Origin of the sequence: Aneurinibacillus tyrosinisolvens (genome assembly GCF_001015055.1) — a bacterium.
Lineage (GTDB): Bacteria > Bacillota > Bacilli > Aneurinibacillales > Aneurinibacillaceae > Aneurinibacillus_A > Aneurinibacillus_A tyrosinisolvens.
In genome coordinates this window covers 11,744-27,083 of record NZ_BBWZ01000031.1, presented here as the reverse complement: position 1 = coordinate 27,083, position 15,340 = coordinate 11,744, and the positions used below count along the sequence as shown (strand labels likewise).

Sequence of the window (15,340 nt, the reverse complement as noted above, 5' to 3'; positions counted from 1 at the left end):
TTTCAGTTGATAATGTAACTACAACAGCAACTCCAGATACAGTTACAACTCATTAAGTAAAATAGAAGAGTCGGGTGATTACATTCGACTCTTTTTTTATTGCGACGGGAATCGTTAGTGAAGTATGGCTGTTACGGCAGTCGTTTTTTATTTGCTCAACTAACTGGCAAGACAGTTGAATAATGAGGTTATTTTACTTTAGATAGTAACGAAAGCAGTTACTTATCATTTTTGTAAACGACCTTTTTTGTTACAAAAAAAGCACCCATTCTGGGTAAAACCAGGTTGGACGCTTTGGTTTGCAGTTTTATTACTTTATCAAAGATTCTTGGTTTAACTGCTTATTTTATAGGTTTGTAAGAGCATCACGGTTTACGGTTTGAGGTGGTTGCTCCAACCAAGCATTATCAATCATAATATTTGCTCCATCCTCAGCATATTTCATAATCTCAGCTGTAAGGCGCACATAATTTGTTGATAAATCCGTTCTCATACTCATGCCTATAGCAGCCCCGTAGTTACCTATGCCTGCGCTATTTAACGCATTTGTATGTGCCATCATTAATTTATCTGAAAAAGGAGGCATAGTAGAATCTGTTACCAGGTCATCCCATGGCATGGGGGCAGGCAAATCCTCATCCCTTAAAGTGGAGCTAAATACTTCAATGTGTTTCATCGCAATTTCCTTTCCTCGCAGCATGTATTCACGAACCTCTTTCGTTCTTGCCACTTGAGCAAATCCAATAAGTAGGGCTTTTCCTAATGTATTTTTTTGTATGTTTCCAAAAAGGTGTGTAATTTCGATTGCATTTAATGGTCGTTGGTCTCCAAAGAAACCTTGTAGAAAGCTTTGTTTCTCAACAAAATCCACTTCTTTAGGAGTTGAAATATACGGTGGGCGAACAAGAAGTCCTTTGGACAACTGAATCTTTGTTACTTTATTTTCAAGTTCTGCTGATGAAGAAAGACACTCATTATAAAAATCACGGACATCAGAACGAGCAGACATAGGTAAAGCTAGACTACACGCCACTAATCCCATTCTTGCCATTTGTTTAACGTAATAAAGAAAAAACACATCAGAATAAAGCCGAGGTGCGTCTACATGTACATCTTCATTTGTAAAACCATGAGGAATTGGATACTTTTCATGATGGAAAATTTCTGTCACCATTTTTATGTGTTTTTCACAATTACTCCGAGTATATTCCAATACAGGACGGATTTCGGTATCCTCAACTTTCTCCAAAAAATAAGAAAGGACACATCTCCCCATACTGTCACTTTGGTATGTACTCCAAAGGTTTGCTATTTCTGCTGATGTTAATTTTGTATTATGTTTCGTTTCATGGTGTGTATGATGCTTTGCTTCTGTCTTCATCTTTCCCCTCCATATTCGCAACTAAATAAAGTGTTTCCTTGGAGGGAAATTATATGTACTTTACTAAAAAACTGATGCTGCTTTTTAAGCAATTAAAAAAACTCCACCTATTGGTGGAGCACTTACAACCCTAGATTTTTAATTCGATCAATTAAACCTGTTATATCATTAATTGTATTAACTAGCTGTGAATTTTCAAGTTTATCGAGTGCTAGGTGACCGTTTTCTACCACTTTATTTATCTCTTGTAACAATACTTCATTTTTGTCTACCAATTGTTGATGAATATCTTTTGCAATCGAAGGGGGACTTATCAGATTAAATTGTTCGATTTCCTTTTTTAATCCGTTTAATTGATTTTCAAGTTCCTGCTTTGCTTCTGGATTCAAAGCGGCATCTTTCATCATTTGCGGTGCTTGTTCAGCAAAATTACTCAATTTATTTATGTGTTCCGTAGCTTGATTTACATATTCTAATGAGTTATTTGCTCCTTCTATTAAAGAACACGCACTCAACATCATGGATGAAAGAATTAAAAATAGTAACATCAATTTTCTCATAATATTTATCTCTCCTTCTCTGTTATTTTTCCGACAGAAATTAATTTTTTGTTATTGTTTTATTACGTATTTCTAGAAAAAAGGTTTCAATTTCACGCTTTGTAAAAAAATCTTCTACTTCTTTTTAGTAATTACTTATATTTAGGTATTTGACATTATACCCCTGGGAGTATACAATCGGATTATAATACACCCTGGGGTATAGAAAGAAGAGGTGAGGAGCATGCTGTACTTCCTAACCCTTATAATAGCAATCACAATGGTGAATATGTTTTATAAACGATATGTTTCAATTCGAGGTGTACGTTGCATTAACATGGGCAACGTGGTATTAGATAAAAATCTCGTATTACTCGATTTGAGGGATTATAATGAGGCGGCAAAAGAGCCTATAAATGAAGCGTATAATTTACCGTCTGCTTATTTGAAAAGACATTATCGTACGATTAAGAATCACGATATCATCATCCTTGTTGCGGATGAAATGTCAAAAAATACAGGGATTCGATTTCTTCGTCGGAAGGGATTCCATGTTGTAGGATATTCATTCATTGGGGACAATAAACAACAGTTTTTAAATAAATGCTGTATGGAAGGAGGAGTTATGAATGGAATATAATGAGCAAATGAAAAATAGGTTGAAGCGGATTGAAGGACAAGTCAGAGGTATCTTAAGCATGATGGAACAAGGGAAAGACTGTAGAGATCTTGTGACCCAATTATCAGCTGCACGTAGCGCAATTGATCGTACAATTGGTGTCATTGTCAGTTCGAACCTTGAACAATGTATTCGGGAGCAAATTGAAAAAGGCGAGGACACAGAACAACTGATTAAAGAAGCAGTTAATTTGCTTGTAAAAAGCAGATAAATAACAGCCATTAATTTTCTAGCCAGACAAATTTTTATTTATCCTATATTATACCCCTGAGGGTATTTTGGATGAAGGTTAAGTAACAAGTGTAAAGTATTGATTAAAAAGTTTTTTAATACATTTAATACCTATACGGGTATAGGTGAAAGTGATGGAGGTATTTGAATGAATGTTGACAAAATTGTAGATGCAAAAGGCTTAGCCTGTCCGATGCCCATCGTAAAAACAAAAAAAGCAATAGATGGATTAACATCGGGTCAAGTGTTAGAAGTACAGACGACAGATAAAGGTGCAAAAAGTGACCTTACTGCATGGGCGAAATCTGGCGGACATGAGCTGTTAGATTTTAAAGAAGAAGGCGGAGTATTTACATTTTGGATTAAAAAAGGATAAAAACATCTTTAAAAAATTTATTTTTATTAATACCTACTAGGGTATATAAAGGGGAGAATACAAGGTGAGTCAAGATAAGAAAAAAACAAACATTATTTTGTTTAGCGGTGATTATGATAAGGCAATGGCAGCCTACATTATCGCAAACGGTGCAGCAGCCTACGATCATGGGGTAACGATTTTTCACACCTTTTGGGGATTAAATGCCTTGCGTAAAGATGAATTGGTCCCTGTAAAAAAGGGATTCCTTGAAAAGATATTTGGGAAAATGATGCCTCGTGGTGCAGATAAAATGGCACTTTCAAAAATGAACTTTGCAGGAATGGGTCCACAAATGATTAAACATGTCATCAAAAAGCACAACGCTCTGACGCTTCCCCAATTAATTAAAATGGCACAGGAACAGGAGATTAAACTTGTAGCATGTACCATGACCATGGACCTTCTTGGATTGCAAGAAGAGGAGTTGCTGGATGATATTGTGTATGCAGGTGTCGCTGCTTATCTAGCTGATGCAGAAGAGGGACAAGTCAATTTATTTATTTAACAGATTCAGCACATTATTTTTTTGGTTTACTCAATACCTATAGGGGTATATGTGTGAAATATAGATGTGAAAAAAGCATGTGAATACCTTTCTGGATTTGGTCACTCACGGCTAAAGAATATGACCGGCGGGATGTTGAATTGGAAGGGTCAAACAAAAACAGAGTAAAGGCGGGGAGAATATGCAAATCACAGTAGATAAAACGGTTGATGCCAAGGGGCTTGCTTGTCCGATGCCCATTGTAAAAACAAAAAAAGCCATGGATGGAATCGAGCCTGGACAAGTCTTAGAATTGCAGGCTACCGATAGAGGTTCCCTGGCTGATATTCAAGGTTGGGCAAAAAACACGGGACATCAATATTTAGGTACAAGAGAAGAGGGAGATGTTTTAAAACACTACCTTCGAAAGGCGAATCCAGGGGAAACAAAAGAAGAAACGAAATATCCGCATACGATTCAAAATGAAGAGCTGCAACAAAAACTTGAGGGAAATGAAAACATCACCGTAGTGGATGTTCGTGAGCCTGCTGAATACACTTTCGGTCGGATTCCGGGTGCAAAATCCATTCCTTTAGGTGAATTAGAAAAACGCATCCACGAACTGAACCCAGAAGAAGAAATACACGTGATTTGTCGTACAGGAACCCGTAGCGATTTAGCATCTCAGTTATTAAGTGAAAAGGGATTCCAACGTGTAAAAAATGTACTACCTGGGATGTCAGAGTGGAAAGGAAACATCGAAAAAGATTAACTAACCAAGGAGGAAATCGAAATGAGCACAAAAGTAGCGATTATTGCAAGTAACGGAAGTTTGTTTGATGCCTATAAAGTGTTCAATATTGCGACTTTCTAAAGAGAAAAGGGGAGAATGATTCATGGCAGATAACAATGAAATAAAAGGGATGTCCGCCGGGGAATTGACTCGGATTGTTTTAAATAAAGAGGAATTGTTTATCCTTGATGTTCGTAATGAGAGTGATTTTGACAATTGGAAAATCGAAGGGGAAAGTATTGAAATTATTAACATTCCCTACTTTGATTTATTAGATGGTGTTGATCCAGCTTTAGAAAAAATCCCAGCGGATAAAAAACTCCTTGTGGTTTGTGCGAAAGAGGGTTCCTCCGTATTCATAGCTGAGCAAATTGCCGAAGCGGGCAGGGGGAACGTTTATTACCTTCAAGGTGGAATGAAGGCATGGAGCGAGCACCTAGAGCCTGTTAAAGTTGGGGATTTAAAGGATGGCGGAGAAATCTACCAATTTGTACGGATTGGTAAAGGCTGTTTATCTTATGTAATCCTGTCGAATGGAGAGGCAGCCATTGTGGACACCATGCGAATGATGGATGCGTATGAATCCTTTGCCGAACAGCACAATGCAAAAATTAAGCATACGATTGACACCCATCTTCATGCGGATCACATTTCCGGCGGTAGAAAACTTGCAGAGAAAGTAGGAGCCTCGTACTGGCTTCCCCCTAAAGATGCAACCGAGGTGACCTTTGCCTTTGACAAGCTTGAAGAAGGTCATGAAATTACGGTGGGAAATACCCAAGTGAAAATTTATCCGATTTATTCGCCAGGGCATACCATTGGAAGTACATCGTTAATTGTGGATGAACGTTATCTTTTAACCGGAGATATCTTGTTTGTTAGCTCCATTGGTCGCCCGGATTTGGCAGGAAAGGCAGAAGACTGGGTTGGAGATTTAAGAAATACCCTTTACAACTTGTACGCCTCACTGTCCAAAGACCTTGAAGTCTTTCCTGCGCATTTCGGTAATATTAATGAATTAGGTGAAGATGGAAAAGTGTCAGCAAGCTTAGGGGACCTTTATCAACAAAATCCTGGACTTAATATTCCTGATGAGACTGCTTTTAGAAAAGCTGTCACGGAAAACTTACCTCCCCAACCTAATGCATACCAGGAAATTCGCCAAACCAATATGGGGAAACTGGACCCAAGCGAAGAGGAACAGCGCGAAATGGAAATCGGGCCCAACCGCTGTGCTATACACGATAAATGATAAGTAAGGAGGAGCAAATATGAAAAGTGATAAGGTACTTGATGCGAAAGGGCTTGCTTGCCCAATGCTGATTGTAAATAACCAAGCACCCCATTGTTTGGGGTGCTTGAATTTCTTTTGTTAATTTTTATAGATAATACTTACCCCAAGATGAGGATAGGTTTCTTCTGAAAAATGCCCATTGGGGCAGGATTTAGTATAATAAAGATGATTGCTACTATATTCCAAAGATTGGTTGCACTCAGGGCAATCATCAGTAAATAATTTCTTTAGTGAACGGAGCATAAATACCTCCTTAAATTCGCATTTGTTTACTTGGTATTATACTCTACTTTTTGATCTTTATACAATGTATTTTTTTCAGCTAGGAAGATTTTTCTAATTTGTGGAAAGGGGTAGCCCTTATGGCATTATTAGAGCGTATTGTGATGCTATTTATTGGACTTGTCGGCTCGTTTTTTTCAGGTTTGCTTGGTATAGGCGGCGGCATCATTAATTATCCTTTATTATTATATGTACCCCATTGGTTTCAGGTAACTGAATTTACGCCTAAAGAAGTCTCGTCGATCAGCATGTTTCAAGTTTTCTTTGCATCCCTAGCCGGGGTCCTTGCTTTTCGTAAACAAAAACAGAGTGGCAATTCCCTTGTTCATAAAAAACTCGTTCTAGTTATGGGAGGAAGTATTTTATTTGGAAGCTTATTAGGTGGATGGGTTTCTGCACTTTTACCGAGTTATCTCATTAATATTATTTATGGAATGCTTGCTATTGTTGCTGTTATTTTAATGCTCATTCCAAACCGTGGCTCCCGGGAAGACAATGAGATAAATGACATTCCTTTCAATAAATGGATCGCTTCTGTTTCTGCCTTTCTGGTAGGGGTGGTTTCTGGAATTGTGGGTGCAGGGGGAGCTTTTATTTTAATTCCCATTATGCTAACGGTACTTAAAATCCCTACCAGGGTAACCATTGCATCCTCTTTAGCCATCGTGTTTATCTCGGCGGCAGCTGGTATTGTTGGGAAATTGACTGCTGATCATATCCCTGTTTGGGCAACATTTTACGCGATTGTAGGAAGTCTTATTGGTTCCCCCATCGGTTCGTATCTAAGTCGCCGTATCAGTGCTAAAGGTTTAAGGATCGTATTAGCCTTATTAATTAGTTTAACCGCCATAAAGATATGGATTGATATTTTGGGGTAAAGAGTTATAAATGGGATGAATATAAATAACATTTTAACTTGGTAAAAGTAAATTTCTTGTTTGTGCGTAGAATGGAAAAATAAACACAAAATAAAAGTAGTTTCACTATACAGTAGGCACAAATAAAAAATGTAATGGTGACTCCAAGTCCTAAAGCATAAGCCGGCATAAAAAGGAGACTATAAGAGCGAATGGGAAAGGAAATGGTTTGATTTGGTGTTTATATAAAACCTTGGCTGTCATCTATATTATTCTGCATGATGTAATAGTGACATCTATAAAAAGTATTGCTATGATTAGTAGAAAACTTAGGTCTTGCTTGGTATTAAGGCAAGGCAATAGCCATAGTTGAACTTATGTGATGAAAAAGGAGTAAATAAAATTATGGAATTTAATATGAAAGAAAACGGATTTGCGACAAATTTTTCATATGGTGAACTACATATTTCGGGAGACGAAAATTATGGATTCCGCCCCTACCAATTATTGGTGTCTTCCGTTGCAGTATGCAGTGGGGGTGTATTAAGAAAAGTACTGGAAAAAATGCGTATTCCATATGACGATATTAAAGTGACTGCAAATGTAGAAAGAAATGAAAAAGAAGCGAACCGGGTTGAAAAAATTCATTTGCATTTTATTATTAAAGGGGAAAACATCCCAGTGGAAAAGATGGAGAGAGTTTTGGAACTAACTCGGAAAAACTGTGCCATGGTGCAATCCGTTAAAGACAGTATCCAAGTGACAGAATCCTTTGAATTGATTCGATAAAACTCGATGCCTTGGGTTGTCAATTTGATTTATTTGTAGTTATTTATGGTTTCTATCCCTACCTTTCACATAAAATTGACAGCTAGAAATAATGAGTTTACTATTATAAATAATTTAATACTAAATTAATTCTTATCAAGAGAGATTGAGGGTTCTGGTCCAATGAAATCTCAGCAACCTGTAGGTATATACAAGGTGCTACTTCCAGCAGAAAGGTTTTCTGGCGGATAAGAAGATGGAAATTGATTATTATACCTCCTCTTCTGTTTCAGAAGGGGGGGTTTTATTGTTTGGGTTACAGGGCCAGGATTTCCCTGCTGTAAACAGGAGGGAAATTAAATATTCCTGTACCGTTATTAGGAATAGAGGGGGGTAATATGGAAAACACAGTGAAAGAAAATACTTCTACTCATCAGGCTTATGCCATTACATCACCTTCTATTTTACAGATTAATAATCTGTCTCTTTCTTATGATGGAAATAAAGAAATATTGAAAGGGATCACATTATCTGTTGAAAAAGGTGAATTTATCAGCATTATTGGTGCCAGTGGTTGTGGGAAGAGTACGCTGTTAAATGTGGTTGCAGGATTTATAAAACCGACTGGTGGGAATGTTGCTGTCCATTGCTATCATTGCCGAGAAGAAAAGAATTGCCGGATCCAGCGATTATTGTCGTTGCACGCAGTGAATTTTTACAACAACATCCGGGTGCAGTAAAGAAATTTACACAAGGACACCGTGATTCGATTAAGTTTGTTGAGCAAGATAAAAAGCAAGCAGCTGACATTCTTGCCAAAGCATTTAATGTTCCACTGATGTAAGGTGGTAAGATATGAAGCAATTTAAAGGGGGTATTTTGTCCATCCCTTTTATTATTCTGGTATGGATGGTCATTTCGAGTCGTTATACCGCCCTTATTTTTCCAGGTCCTTTGGTAGTTTTTAAGGAAATGCAAAAGCAATTGATTTCCTTTGAATTTTATCATCATATCGGGGTCAGTCTATACCGCCTTGCCATTGGATTTGCTATTGCAGCAGCAAGTGCCTTTTTGATAGGCACCTTGGCGGGTGTAAGTGAACCATTTCGTAAATTTTTGAGTCCGATGGTTATGTTTTTTCAAGCAACACCACCGATGGCATGGGCGCCTCTTTTGATTTTAATGCTTGATTTAGGGAATGCTCCCATGATTGCGGTCATTGTGCTTGCTGCATTTTTCCCGATTTTGGTGAAAATGATTGGGGGCAATGAAGGGATTGGTTGGCTCATTGCTTCAACTGGACAGATCGGTAATTCCTCACTTGTCATGGTAGGAATTATTACGATTGGGGTATTAGCCATGTTTTTTGAATTTATATTATTAAAACCACTTAAGAAACGTTTTGTTTCTTGGGCATCACATTCTTAACATAACGAGATATCACCAGGAGGATGTCATGAACGTATATCAGAATATTACACAATTGGTAGGAAAAACCCCTGTTGTTCATTTGCGTCGTATTGTTCCAGAAGGAGCTGCGGATGTATTTGTAAAATTAGAGATGTTTAATCCTTCAGGTAGTGTAAAGGATCGCGCGGCTTATAATCTAATCGCAGTTGCAGAAGAGCAGGGTTTAATTCAACCGGGTGATACCATCATTGAACCGACAAGTGGAAACACCGGCATTGGTCTTGCCATGAACGCGGCTGCTAAAGGGTACAAAGCGATTTTTGTTATGCCAGACAATATGTCAAAAGAACGTATAAACAATCCAGTTATTTTATTAGCGGATGAGCCTACGGGCGCGTTAGATACAAAAACAAGCATTGAAATTATGGATATTTTTCAGAGATTAAATAATGAAGGAAAAACAGTGATTTTAGTTACACATGAACCGGAGATTGCTGAATATGCGAAACGTGTGGTTCGATTTCGTGATGGACAGATCGTCGCAAGCGAGCCTGTTGTTCAGCGCCGAATCGCAAGCGAGGAGGTGCAAACAGGATGAGCTTTTGGGAGAGTCTACGGATTTCTCTGCGAAGTATAAAATCCAATAAGCTGCGTTCGTTTTTAACAATGCTTGGGATTATTATCGGGGTTTCTGCTGTGATTGCAATGGTAGCCATTGGACAGGGAGCCTCTTCAAATGTAGCTTCACAAATTAACGGACTTGGCAGCAATTTACTCATTGTGACACCGGGTCAAGCACAGCAGGGAGGAGTCAGATTAGGAGCAGGTTCTCTTAATACGTTAACGTTAAAGGATGCGGATGAGATTGCCAAGCAAAATACCATTTCCGCAGTTGCTCCGGATATAACAACGCAGGGACAGGTTGTATGGCGTAATCAAAACAGTGCCACGACAATCGAAGGGACGACGGAAAGCTACACCGAAGTTCGAAATACCACGGTCCAATCCGGACGATTTTTTAATCGGTTTGAAGTCAAAGGACAGTCCAATGTTGCGGTCGTTGGAACACAGGTTGTTGCAGCTTTGTTCGGAGATGAACGTGCCAATCCGGTAGGGAAAATGATTCTAATCAATCAATTGCCATTCGAAATTATCGGGGTTTTAGAAAGCCAGGGCAGTCAAGGAATGGCAAATAATGATGATCGCATTCTCATTCCGATTACTACAGTTATGAACCGTTTATATGGAAAAACCAAAGTAAGAAGTATTTATATATCAGCTGCATCTGCTGCTGTCATGGACAAAGCGCAGTTTGATATTAGACAGGTTTTACGCGCTGAGCACAATTTGTCACCGAAAGACGAGGATAATTTTCAAATTAATTCGCAAGCCCAAATATTAAGTACAGCACAAAGCGTGAGCGGGACGATGACCACTCTGCTATCTGGTATAGCCGCTATTTCTTTAGTAGTAGGTGGCATTGGAATTATGAATATCATGCTTGTCTCCGTTACGGAACGGACTCGTGAAATAGGAATCAGAAAAGCGATCGGAGCAACACGGGGTGCGATCCTTCAGCAATTTTTAATCGAATCGGTAACATTAAGTTTATTAGGTGGGTTGTTTGGTATTTTGCTCGGTGTGGGAGCGGCAATGCTAGTGAGTAAGACGACAAGTTTAATGACCAGCATTCAGCTAGCGCCCATTCTGTATGCCTTTTTCTTCTCTATGTTTGTTGGTGTAGTTTTTGGTGTCTATCCGGCGTATAAAGCATCTCGTTTAAGGCCGATTGATGCTCTTCGTTATGAATAAATAATTGCCTGTCAATGATGGAGTGTGTTCATAAAGGCCCATTTGCTTCGAGTACATGCAAGAAGGGCGTTATTCATTGTAGCAGTATTAGTATGTCTGAGTTTGATAGATTTTGCACCAGAACCGATAAACAAGCTGGATAAATAGCTCAGGCCGTTCGGCACGAAATATGATACGGAGTGAAGTTGATTAACTGTCTGTTATCAGGACGCTTTTTGTTCTAGTGTATGTCTGTATTTCGTACACTATATATTTTTTTCGTATGCAGTTTATAAATCTATGACTATTTAGACTGGCATGTTATTTGCTTCAAAGTATCAGAGAAAAGACAAGGACTAAAAGGAGCAGAAGTAACTATGGTCAAAATAGTAGGAGTAGTAGGCGCAGGAATTATGGGAAGTGGAATTGCACAGGCAGACGTCATCCGCCCTGATCGCGTAGTCGGATTGGATACATTGCTGCTGGTCATTGAAACCTTACATACGGAGACAGGCGATTCGAAGTATCGGCCAAGCCTCTTTTGAAGAAGCTCGTCCGGGCCGGACATCATGACCGAAAAACAGGCAAAGGATTTTACACATACTAGAGAGGAGAAATGTATATGCTACTTTCGGATATACTGCAGCAGCACGCTGTGAATCAGCCAGACCGAACAGTTACCGTTTTTCAAGGATGTGAAACGAGCTATCAGCACATGCAGGAGAACTGCCGCAGCCTTGGAGGCTATTTCCATAGACAGGGGCTTGTTCAGGGAGATGTCGTCGCCCTACTGCTCAATAACTCGGACTGGTTTGTGACGTGCTATTTCGCATGTCAACTGGCTGGGCTCGTTGTCCTTCCGATTAATACTCGCCTGGCTCCGCCAGAAATCGAATACATTTTGAATCATTCCGAAGCCCGACTGCTTGTGTATAATCAGGAGCTGTCCGACGTGGTAGAGCAGCTAATTCCACAGGTTCCGAATCTACAGCATTTCGTTCATGTAGGAGAAGGTGGTGGCGGATTCGAACTGACAGAGGCCATCAAGCTCGGAGGCGAGATTCCAAAGCTTCAGCAGCAGGAAGATGATACCGCTGTCATTTTTTATACATCGGGTACAACCGGGAAGCCGAAAGGGGTTATGCTGACGCATCGCAATTGTGTCTCCATAGCCTCCATTTGGCACGAGGCACTTGGCATGCAGCAGGAAGATCGTGTCATGATTGTCGCTCCGCTGTTTCACTGCGCAGCGGCGCACTGTTTTATGCTACCGGGGATTTACGGGGGCGGCACCCTTGTAATTGAGCCGGGCTTTCATCCGCAAGAAGCAGTCGAATCGCTTCAGAAGAATAATGTTTCCATCTTCTTTGGGGTTCCGGCTATGTATATGATTCTATTAAACACGACGGGGATTGAAAGCATGGAAGCCCCGCATCTTCGCAAGTTTATGTATGGCGCAGCGCCGATGCCGTATGAGCTCATTAGAAGAATTAAGCAGTTGTTCCCGCAGACCGAGGTGCAGAACCTGTACGGCCAGACAGAAAACGCGCCGGGTGCGACCACATTAGGAGATGAACATGCATTAAGCAAAGTCGGATCGGTAGGGAAGCCGCTGCCGCGCACCGAGGTGCGTATTGTGGATGAAGAGGGAAATGGAATGCCGACAGGACAGGTCGGGGAAATTGCCGTCAAGGGTAATCAGGTGATGAAAGGCTACCTGAAAAATCCGGAAGCTACCGCACTCGCGATGCGGGATGGGTGGCTATTAAGCGGAGATTTGGGCAAGTTTGACGAGGAAGGGTTTCTGTATGTCGTAGACCGCAAGAAGGATATGCTCATTCGCGGCGGCGAAAACATCTATCCGATTGAAGTGGAAGAAGTATTATATGAGATGCCAGAAGTGCTCGAAGCAGCTGTAGTGGGAATTCCGCATGAAGTATACGGTGAAATACCGAAGGCATGCGTGGTAGTAAAACAAGGATGTGTACTGGCAGAGGAGCGGGTGTTCGATTTTTGCCGGGAGCGCCTGGCAAAGTATAAAGTGCCAGCCATCGTAGAATTCGTGGGTGCACTACCGCGAAATGCAAGCGGCAAAGTTCTGAAGACCGTGCTGCGTGGCGAAATCAAGTTTTCCTCATCATAGAAACAAAAAGCACAAGAAAGCCGTCGATTATGAACTGACGGCTTTTTTCATTCTATTCTGAAAAGGAATAGGTACATATGTGATTTCTACTTTATAATAGAGTATATACATACAATCACGATTTCAATAGACAGAATAGGTGTGATGGCATGTGATTCAACTACGAGAGATTATGACCCCTGTTAACGAATGTCTGAGTCATAAAAGTACGCTGTATCAGGCAATCGAGATTATGAAGCGAAAAAAATGGAACATTGTCCCGGTAATTAATCAAGCCGGGTGTCTGGTTGGTGTGTTTACGCGGAGTATTCTTTATCAAATGGTGTTGGATAGCCGCGAACTGCACACCCCAATTGGTGCATATATGAGAACCGATGTTGTAGCGTTCCCGGTTGATACACCTTACTCCATCATCGAAAAAGTCGTCGAAAACAGCAACGTGGGATCAGGTGTTGTGCTTGACGAGGAGAAGAGGCCAATCGGTTTAATTACAACGACTGATATTGTGTTGACGCTTCTTCGCACAAGTTACTCTCTGCGGGAACAGCTCGAAGCCATACTGGCTACCTCTCAGTTAGGGGCAGTCATGACCGACGAAAAAAATCAGGTCATTTTTATGAATGCCCGGTTTTGTGACATGCTGGGATGTGCAGATGAGGAGATGATCAAGCAAAATATACAGGATGTGATTCCCGGTATCCATACAACTGAGTTGAAAGAGATGGAACATGATATTCACCGTCGCCTGAAGATCGGAAGCCACAGCACCATCGTCCGCCTATCCAAATACAAGACAGTCAAAGGCCAGGAAGGGTTCATCGCTTTGTTTCAAAATATTTCGGAAGTAGAGCGGATGGCCGAGGAGCTCGAATCGGTCAAACGATGGAAGACACTGCTCCAGACGGTTATTGATAAGGCGTACGACGGCATTGTGATGATCAACAAAAAAGGAAGCATATCGTTTTTAAGTCCGTCGCTTATTGAATTGTTTGAATTGGATAAATCCCAGGCGATTCATCAACCGATTGATGAGCTGCTGCCCCAGCTCGGCCTGACGCGAGTCGTCAAAAGCGGGCTTGCTGATATAAGCGATTTTATGGAGGTAAACGGCATCCAGTATATCGTCCATCGCATCCCGGTCCTTCAGAATCAACAGGTGGTGGGCGCGATCGGAAAAATTATGTTCCGCCAGCTGCAGGAAGTGCGGGAACGTTTTAAGCGATTTGATAGCCATGAATCGAAAAACAATATGGTTAAGCAGCAGCAGAGGCAGTCGGAATCATCCCGGTTTACGTTTGACGAAATCATTACGGGCGATTATCAGATGGAGAAGCTCATCCGAAGTGTAAGCAAAGCGGCAAAAGGACGTTCCACCATTTTAATCCGGGGAGAAAGCGGAACGGGCAAGGAGCTGTTCGCCCATGCAATCCACAGCCTGAGCCCACGCGATGAAAAGCCATTTGTGACCGTGAACTGTGCTGCCATTCCAGAGCACCTATTAGAATCTGAGTTTTTTGGCTATGATGAAGGCGCTTTTACGGGGGCGAAGCATAAAGGGAAGGTCGGCAAATTCGATCTCGCGCATGGCGGCACGCTCTTTCTTGATGAAGTGGGGGACATGTCCCTTCCGCTGCAGGCGAAGCTGTTGCGTGTTCTACAGGAAGGGGAGTTTTACCGGGTCGGCGGGACGGATCGCATTCATGTCGATGTTCGTATTATTTCCGCGACGAACCGTCCGCTTGAGGATATGGCAGAAAAGGGGACGTTTCGAGAAGATTTATTCTATCGTCTTAATGTTATTTCCTTTGAGATCCCGCCCCTGCGCCTGCGAAAAGGCGATATTCTTTTATTATGTGACTTGTTTATTAAGGATTTAAATAAGATAAACGGGACGAGCATTACTGGTATGGATCCGGAGGCGGAGAGAGTGATGCTTGGGTACGAATGGCCCGGCAATGTCCGGGAACTGCGCAACGTGCTGGAGCGGGCCATGGTATTTGCCGAGTCAGGTAAAATCCAGTTGGATGATCTGCCGGATTATGTGTTGAAAAAAACGCCTCTGCCATCCAGTCAGCCGCCTGTTTTGCAGCAAAATTTATTAAACAAGGCGGAGCAGGATGTCATCCAGCTGGCCCTGCAAAAAACAAACGGCAATAAATCCAAAGCAGCCGGTCTACTGGGCATTAGCCGATCTGTTCTATACGAAAAATTAAAGAAGTACCAGACGAAGTGTCCGTAATCAGGACGCTGTTTGTTCCAGAACTGTCTGG

At 41.1% G+C, this 15,340-nt stretch carries 15 protein-coding genes, 3 pseudogenes and 1 riboswitch; of the genes and pseudogenes, 16 read left to right on the top strand and 2 right to left on the bottom strand.

Annotation, left to right across the window (positions count from 1 at the left end):
* Positions 1-346: 346 nt before the first annotated feature.
* Both MBEAL2_RS20785 and MBEAL2_RS20780 read right to left on the bottom strand, forming a co-directional pair.
* Positions 347-1,381 (bottom strand): DUF3231 family protein, encoded by a 1,035-nt coding sequence (locus tag MBEAL2_RS20785; RefSeq protein WP_047154172.1) that lies wholly within the window; start codon positions 1,379-1,381, stop codon positions 347-349.
* Positions 1,382-1,503: 122 nt separating this feature from the next.
* Positions 1,504-1,941 carry a DUF6376 family protein gene (locus MBEAL2_RS20780; protein ID WP_052947874.1) on the bottom strand — a complete coding sequence of 146 codons (438 nt, stop codon included), beginning with the start codon at positions 1,939-1,941 and terminating at the stop codon, positions 1,504-1,506.
* 316 nt (positions 1,942-2,257) lie between these two features.
* On the opposite strand from MBEAL2_RS20780, the gene MBEAL2_RS20775 reads away from it, so the two are divergent.
* From MBEAL2_RS20775 to MBEAL2_RS20710, 16 genes and pseudogenes are all read left to right on the top strand, one after another.
* Positions 2,258-2,560, top strand: coding sequence for a rhodanese-like domain-containing protein (locus MBEAL2_RS20775; RefSeq protein ID WP_152667875.1), 303 nt, complete (start codon positions 2,258-2,260; stop codon positions 2,558-2,560).
* Positions 2,550-2,810, top strand: coding sequence for a metal-sensitive transcriptional regulator (locus MBEAL2_RS20770; protein ID WP_047154170.1), 261 nt, complete (start codon positions 2,550-2,552; stop codon positions 2,808-2,810). Before MBEAL2_RS20775 ends, MBEAL2_RS20770 begins: the two co-directional genes overlap by 11 nt.
* Before the next feature lie 168 nt (positions 2,811-2,978).
* On the top strand, positions 2,979-3,206 hold the full coding sequence (locus MBEAL2_RS20765) for a sulfurtransferase TusA family protein (protein WP_047154169.1): 228 nt from the start codon (positions 2,979-2,981) through the stop codon (positions 3,204-3,206).
* Between the two features lie 64 nt (positions 3,207-3,270).
* On the top strand, positions 3,271-3,753 hold the full coding sequence (locus MBEAL2_RS20760) for a DsrE/DsrF/DrsH-like family protein (protein ID WP_047154168.1): 483 nt from the start codon (positions 3,271-3,273) through the stop codon (positions 3,751-3,753).
* Positions 3,754-3,934: 181 nt separating this feature from the next.
* On the top strand, positions 3,935-4,504 hold the full coding sequence (locus MBEAL2_RS20755; RefSeq protein ID WP_047154167.1) for a sulfurtransferase TusA family protein: 570 nt from the start codon (positions 3,935-3,937) through the stop codon (positions 4,502-4,504).
* Positions 4,505-4,525: 21 nt separating this feature from the next.
* A pseudogene (locus MBEAL2_RS33085) lies at positions 4,526-4,600 on the top strand (DsrE/DsrF/DrsH-like family protein); the annotation flags it as partial.
* Between the two features lie 28 nt (positions 4,601-4,628).
* Positions 4,629-5,777, top strand: a complete 1,149-nt coding sequence (locus MBEAL2_RS20750) for an MBL fold metallo-hydrolase (RefSeq protein WP_047154166.1) — start codon at positions 4,629-4,631, stop codon at positions 5,775-5,777.
* A gap of 404 nt (positions 5,778-6,181) precedes the next feature.
* The gene (locus MBEAL2_RS20745) at positions 6,182-6,979 is read left to right on the top strand and encodes a sulfite exporter TauE/SafE family protein (RefSeq protein ID WP_047154165.1); all 798 of its coding nucleotides are present in this window, start codon (positions 6,182-6,184) and stop codon (positions 6,977-6,979) included.
* A gap of 384 nt (positions 6,980-7,363) precedes the next feature.
* Positions 7,364-7,747: an OsmC family protein gene (locus MBEAL2_RS20740; RefSeq protein WP_047154164.1), complete on the top strand. Its 384-nt coding sequence runs from the start codon at positions 7,364-7,366 to the stop codon at positions 7,745-7,747.
* A 129-nt stretch (positions 7,748-7,876) separates the two neighbouring features.
* A riboswitch (SAM riboswitch) is annotated at positions 7,877-7,981 on the top strand.
* 143 nt (positions 7,982-8,124) lie between these two features.
* Positions 8,125-8,466, top strand: a complete 342-nt coding sequence (locus MBEAL2_RS33845) for an ATP-binding cassette domain-containing protein (RefSeq protein ID WP_047154163.1) — start codon at positions 8,125-8,127, stop codon at positions 8,464-8,466.
* Positions 8,467-8,581: 115 nt separating this feature from the next.
* The gene (locus tag MBEAL2_RS20730) at positions 8,582-9,154 is read left to right on the top strand and encodes an ABC transporter permease (RefSeq protein ID WP_047154162.1); all 573 of its coding nucleotides are present in this window, start codon (positions 8,582-8,584) and stop codon (positions 9,152-9,154) included.
* Positions 9,155-9,182: 28 nt separating this feature from the next.
* Positions 9,183-9,494 (top strand): annotated as a pseudogene (locus tag MBEAL2_RS30485) (PLP-dependent cysteine synthase family protein); the annotation flags it as partial.
* A gap of 236 nt (positions 9,495-9,730) precedes the next feature.
* Positions 9,731-10,948 carry an ABC transporter permease gene (locus MBEAL2_RS20720; protein WP_047154160.1) on the top strand — a complete coding sequence of 406 codons (1,218 nt, stop codon included), beginning with the start codon at positions 9,731-9,733 and terminating at the stop codon, positions 10,946-10,948.
* Positions 10,949-11,385: 437 nt separating this feature from the next.
* Positions 11,386-11,534 (top strand): annotated as a pseudogene (locus MBEAL2_RS34395) (3-hydroxyacyl-CoA dehydrogenase family protein); the annotation flags it as partial.
* Positions 11,535-11,549: 15 nt separating this feature from the next.
* Complete coding sequence (locus MBEAL2_RS20715; protein WP_047154159.1) at positions 11,550-13,070, top strand: class I adenylate-forming enzyme family protein; 1,521 nt, start codon at positions 11,550-11,552, stop codon at positions 13,068-13,070.
* A 151-nt stretch (positions 13,071-13,221) separates the two neighbouring features.
* Positions 13,222-15,309: a sigma-54-dependent Fis family transcriptional regulator gene (locus MBEAL2_RS20710; protein WP_047154158.1), complete on the top strand. Its 2,088-nt coding sequence runs from the start codon at positions 13,222-13,224 to the stop codon at positions 15,307-15,309.
* Positions 15,310-15,340 lie beyond the last annotated feature (31 nt).

Coding starts and splice junctions, on each gene's coding strand:
- MBEAL2_RS20785 (WP_047154172.1), bottom strand. CDS start 1,381: ATGAAGACAGAAGCAAAGCATCATACACACCATGAAACGAAACATAAT.
- MBEAL2_RS20780 (WP_052947874.1), bottom strand. CDS start 1,941: ATGAGAAAATTGATGTTACTATTTTTAATTCTTTCATCCATGATGTTG.
- MBEAL2_RS20775 (WP_152667875.1), top strand. CDS start 2,258: ATGGGCAACGTGGTATTAGATAAAAATCTCGTATTACTCGATTTGAGG.
- MBEAL2_RS20770 (WP_047154170.1), top strand. CDS start 2,550: ATGGAATATAATGAGCAAATGAAAAATAGGTTGAAGCGGATTGAAGGA.
- MBEAL2_RS20765 (WP_047154169.1), top strand. CDS start 2,979: ATGAATGTTGACAAAATTGTAGATGCAAAAGGCTTAGCCTGTCCGATG.
- MBEAL2_RS20755 (WP_047154167.1), top strand. CDS start 3,935: ATGCAAATCACAGTAGATAAAACGGTTGATGCCAAGGGGCTTGCTTGT.
- MBEAL2_RS20750 (WP_047154166.1), top strand. CDS start 4,629: ATGGCAGATAACAATGAAATAAAAGGGATGTCCGCCGGGGAATTGACT.
- MBEAL2_RS20745 (WP_047154165.1), top strand. CDS start 6,182: ATGGCATTATTAGAGCGTATTGTGATGCTATTTATTGGACTTGTCGGC.
- MBEAL2_RS20740 (WP_047154164.1), top strand. CDS start 7,364: ATGGAATTTAATATGAAAGAAAACGGATTTGCGACAAATTTTTCATAT.
- MBEAL2_RS33845 (WP_047154163.1), top strand. CDS start 8,125: ATGGAAAACACAGTGAAAGAAAATACTTCTACTCATCAGGCTTATGCC.
- MBEAL2_RS20730 (WP_047154162.1), top strand. CDS start 8,582: ATGAAGCAATTTAAAGGGGGTATTTTGTCCATCCCTTTTATTATTCTG.
- MBEAL2_RS20720 (WP_047154160.1), top strand. CDS start 9,731: ATGAGCTTTTGGGAGAGTCTACGGATTTCTCTGCGAAGTATAAAATCC.
- MBEAL2_RS20715 (WP_047154159.1), top strand. CDS start 11,550: ATGCTACTTTCGGATATACTGCAGCAGCACGCTGTGAATCAGCCAGAC.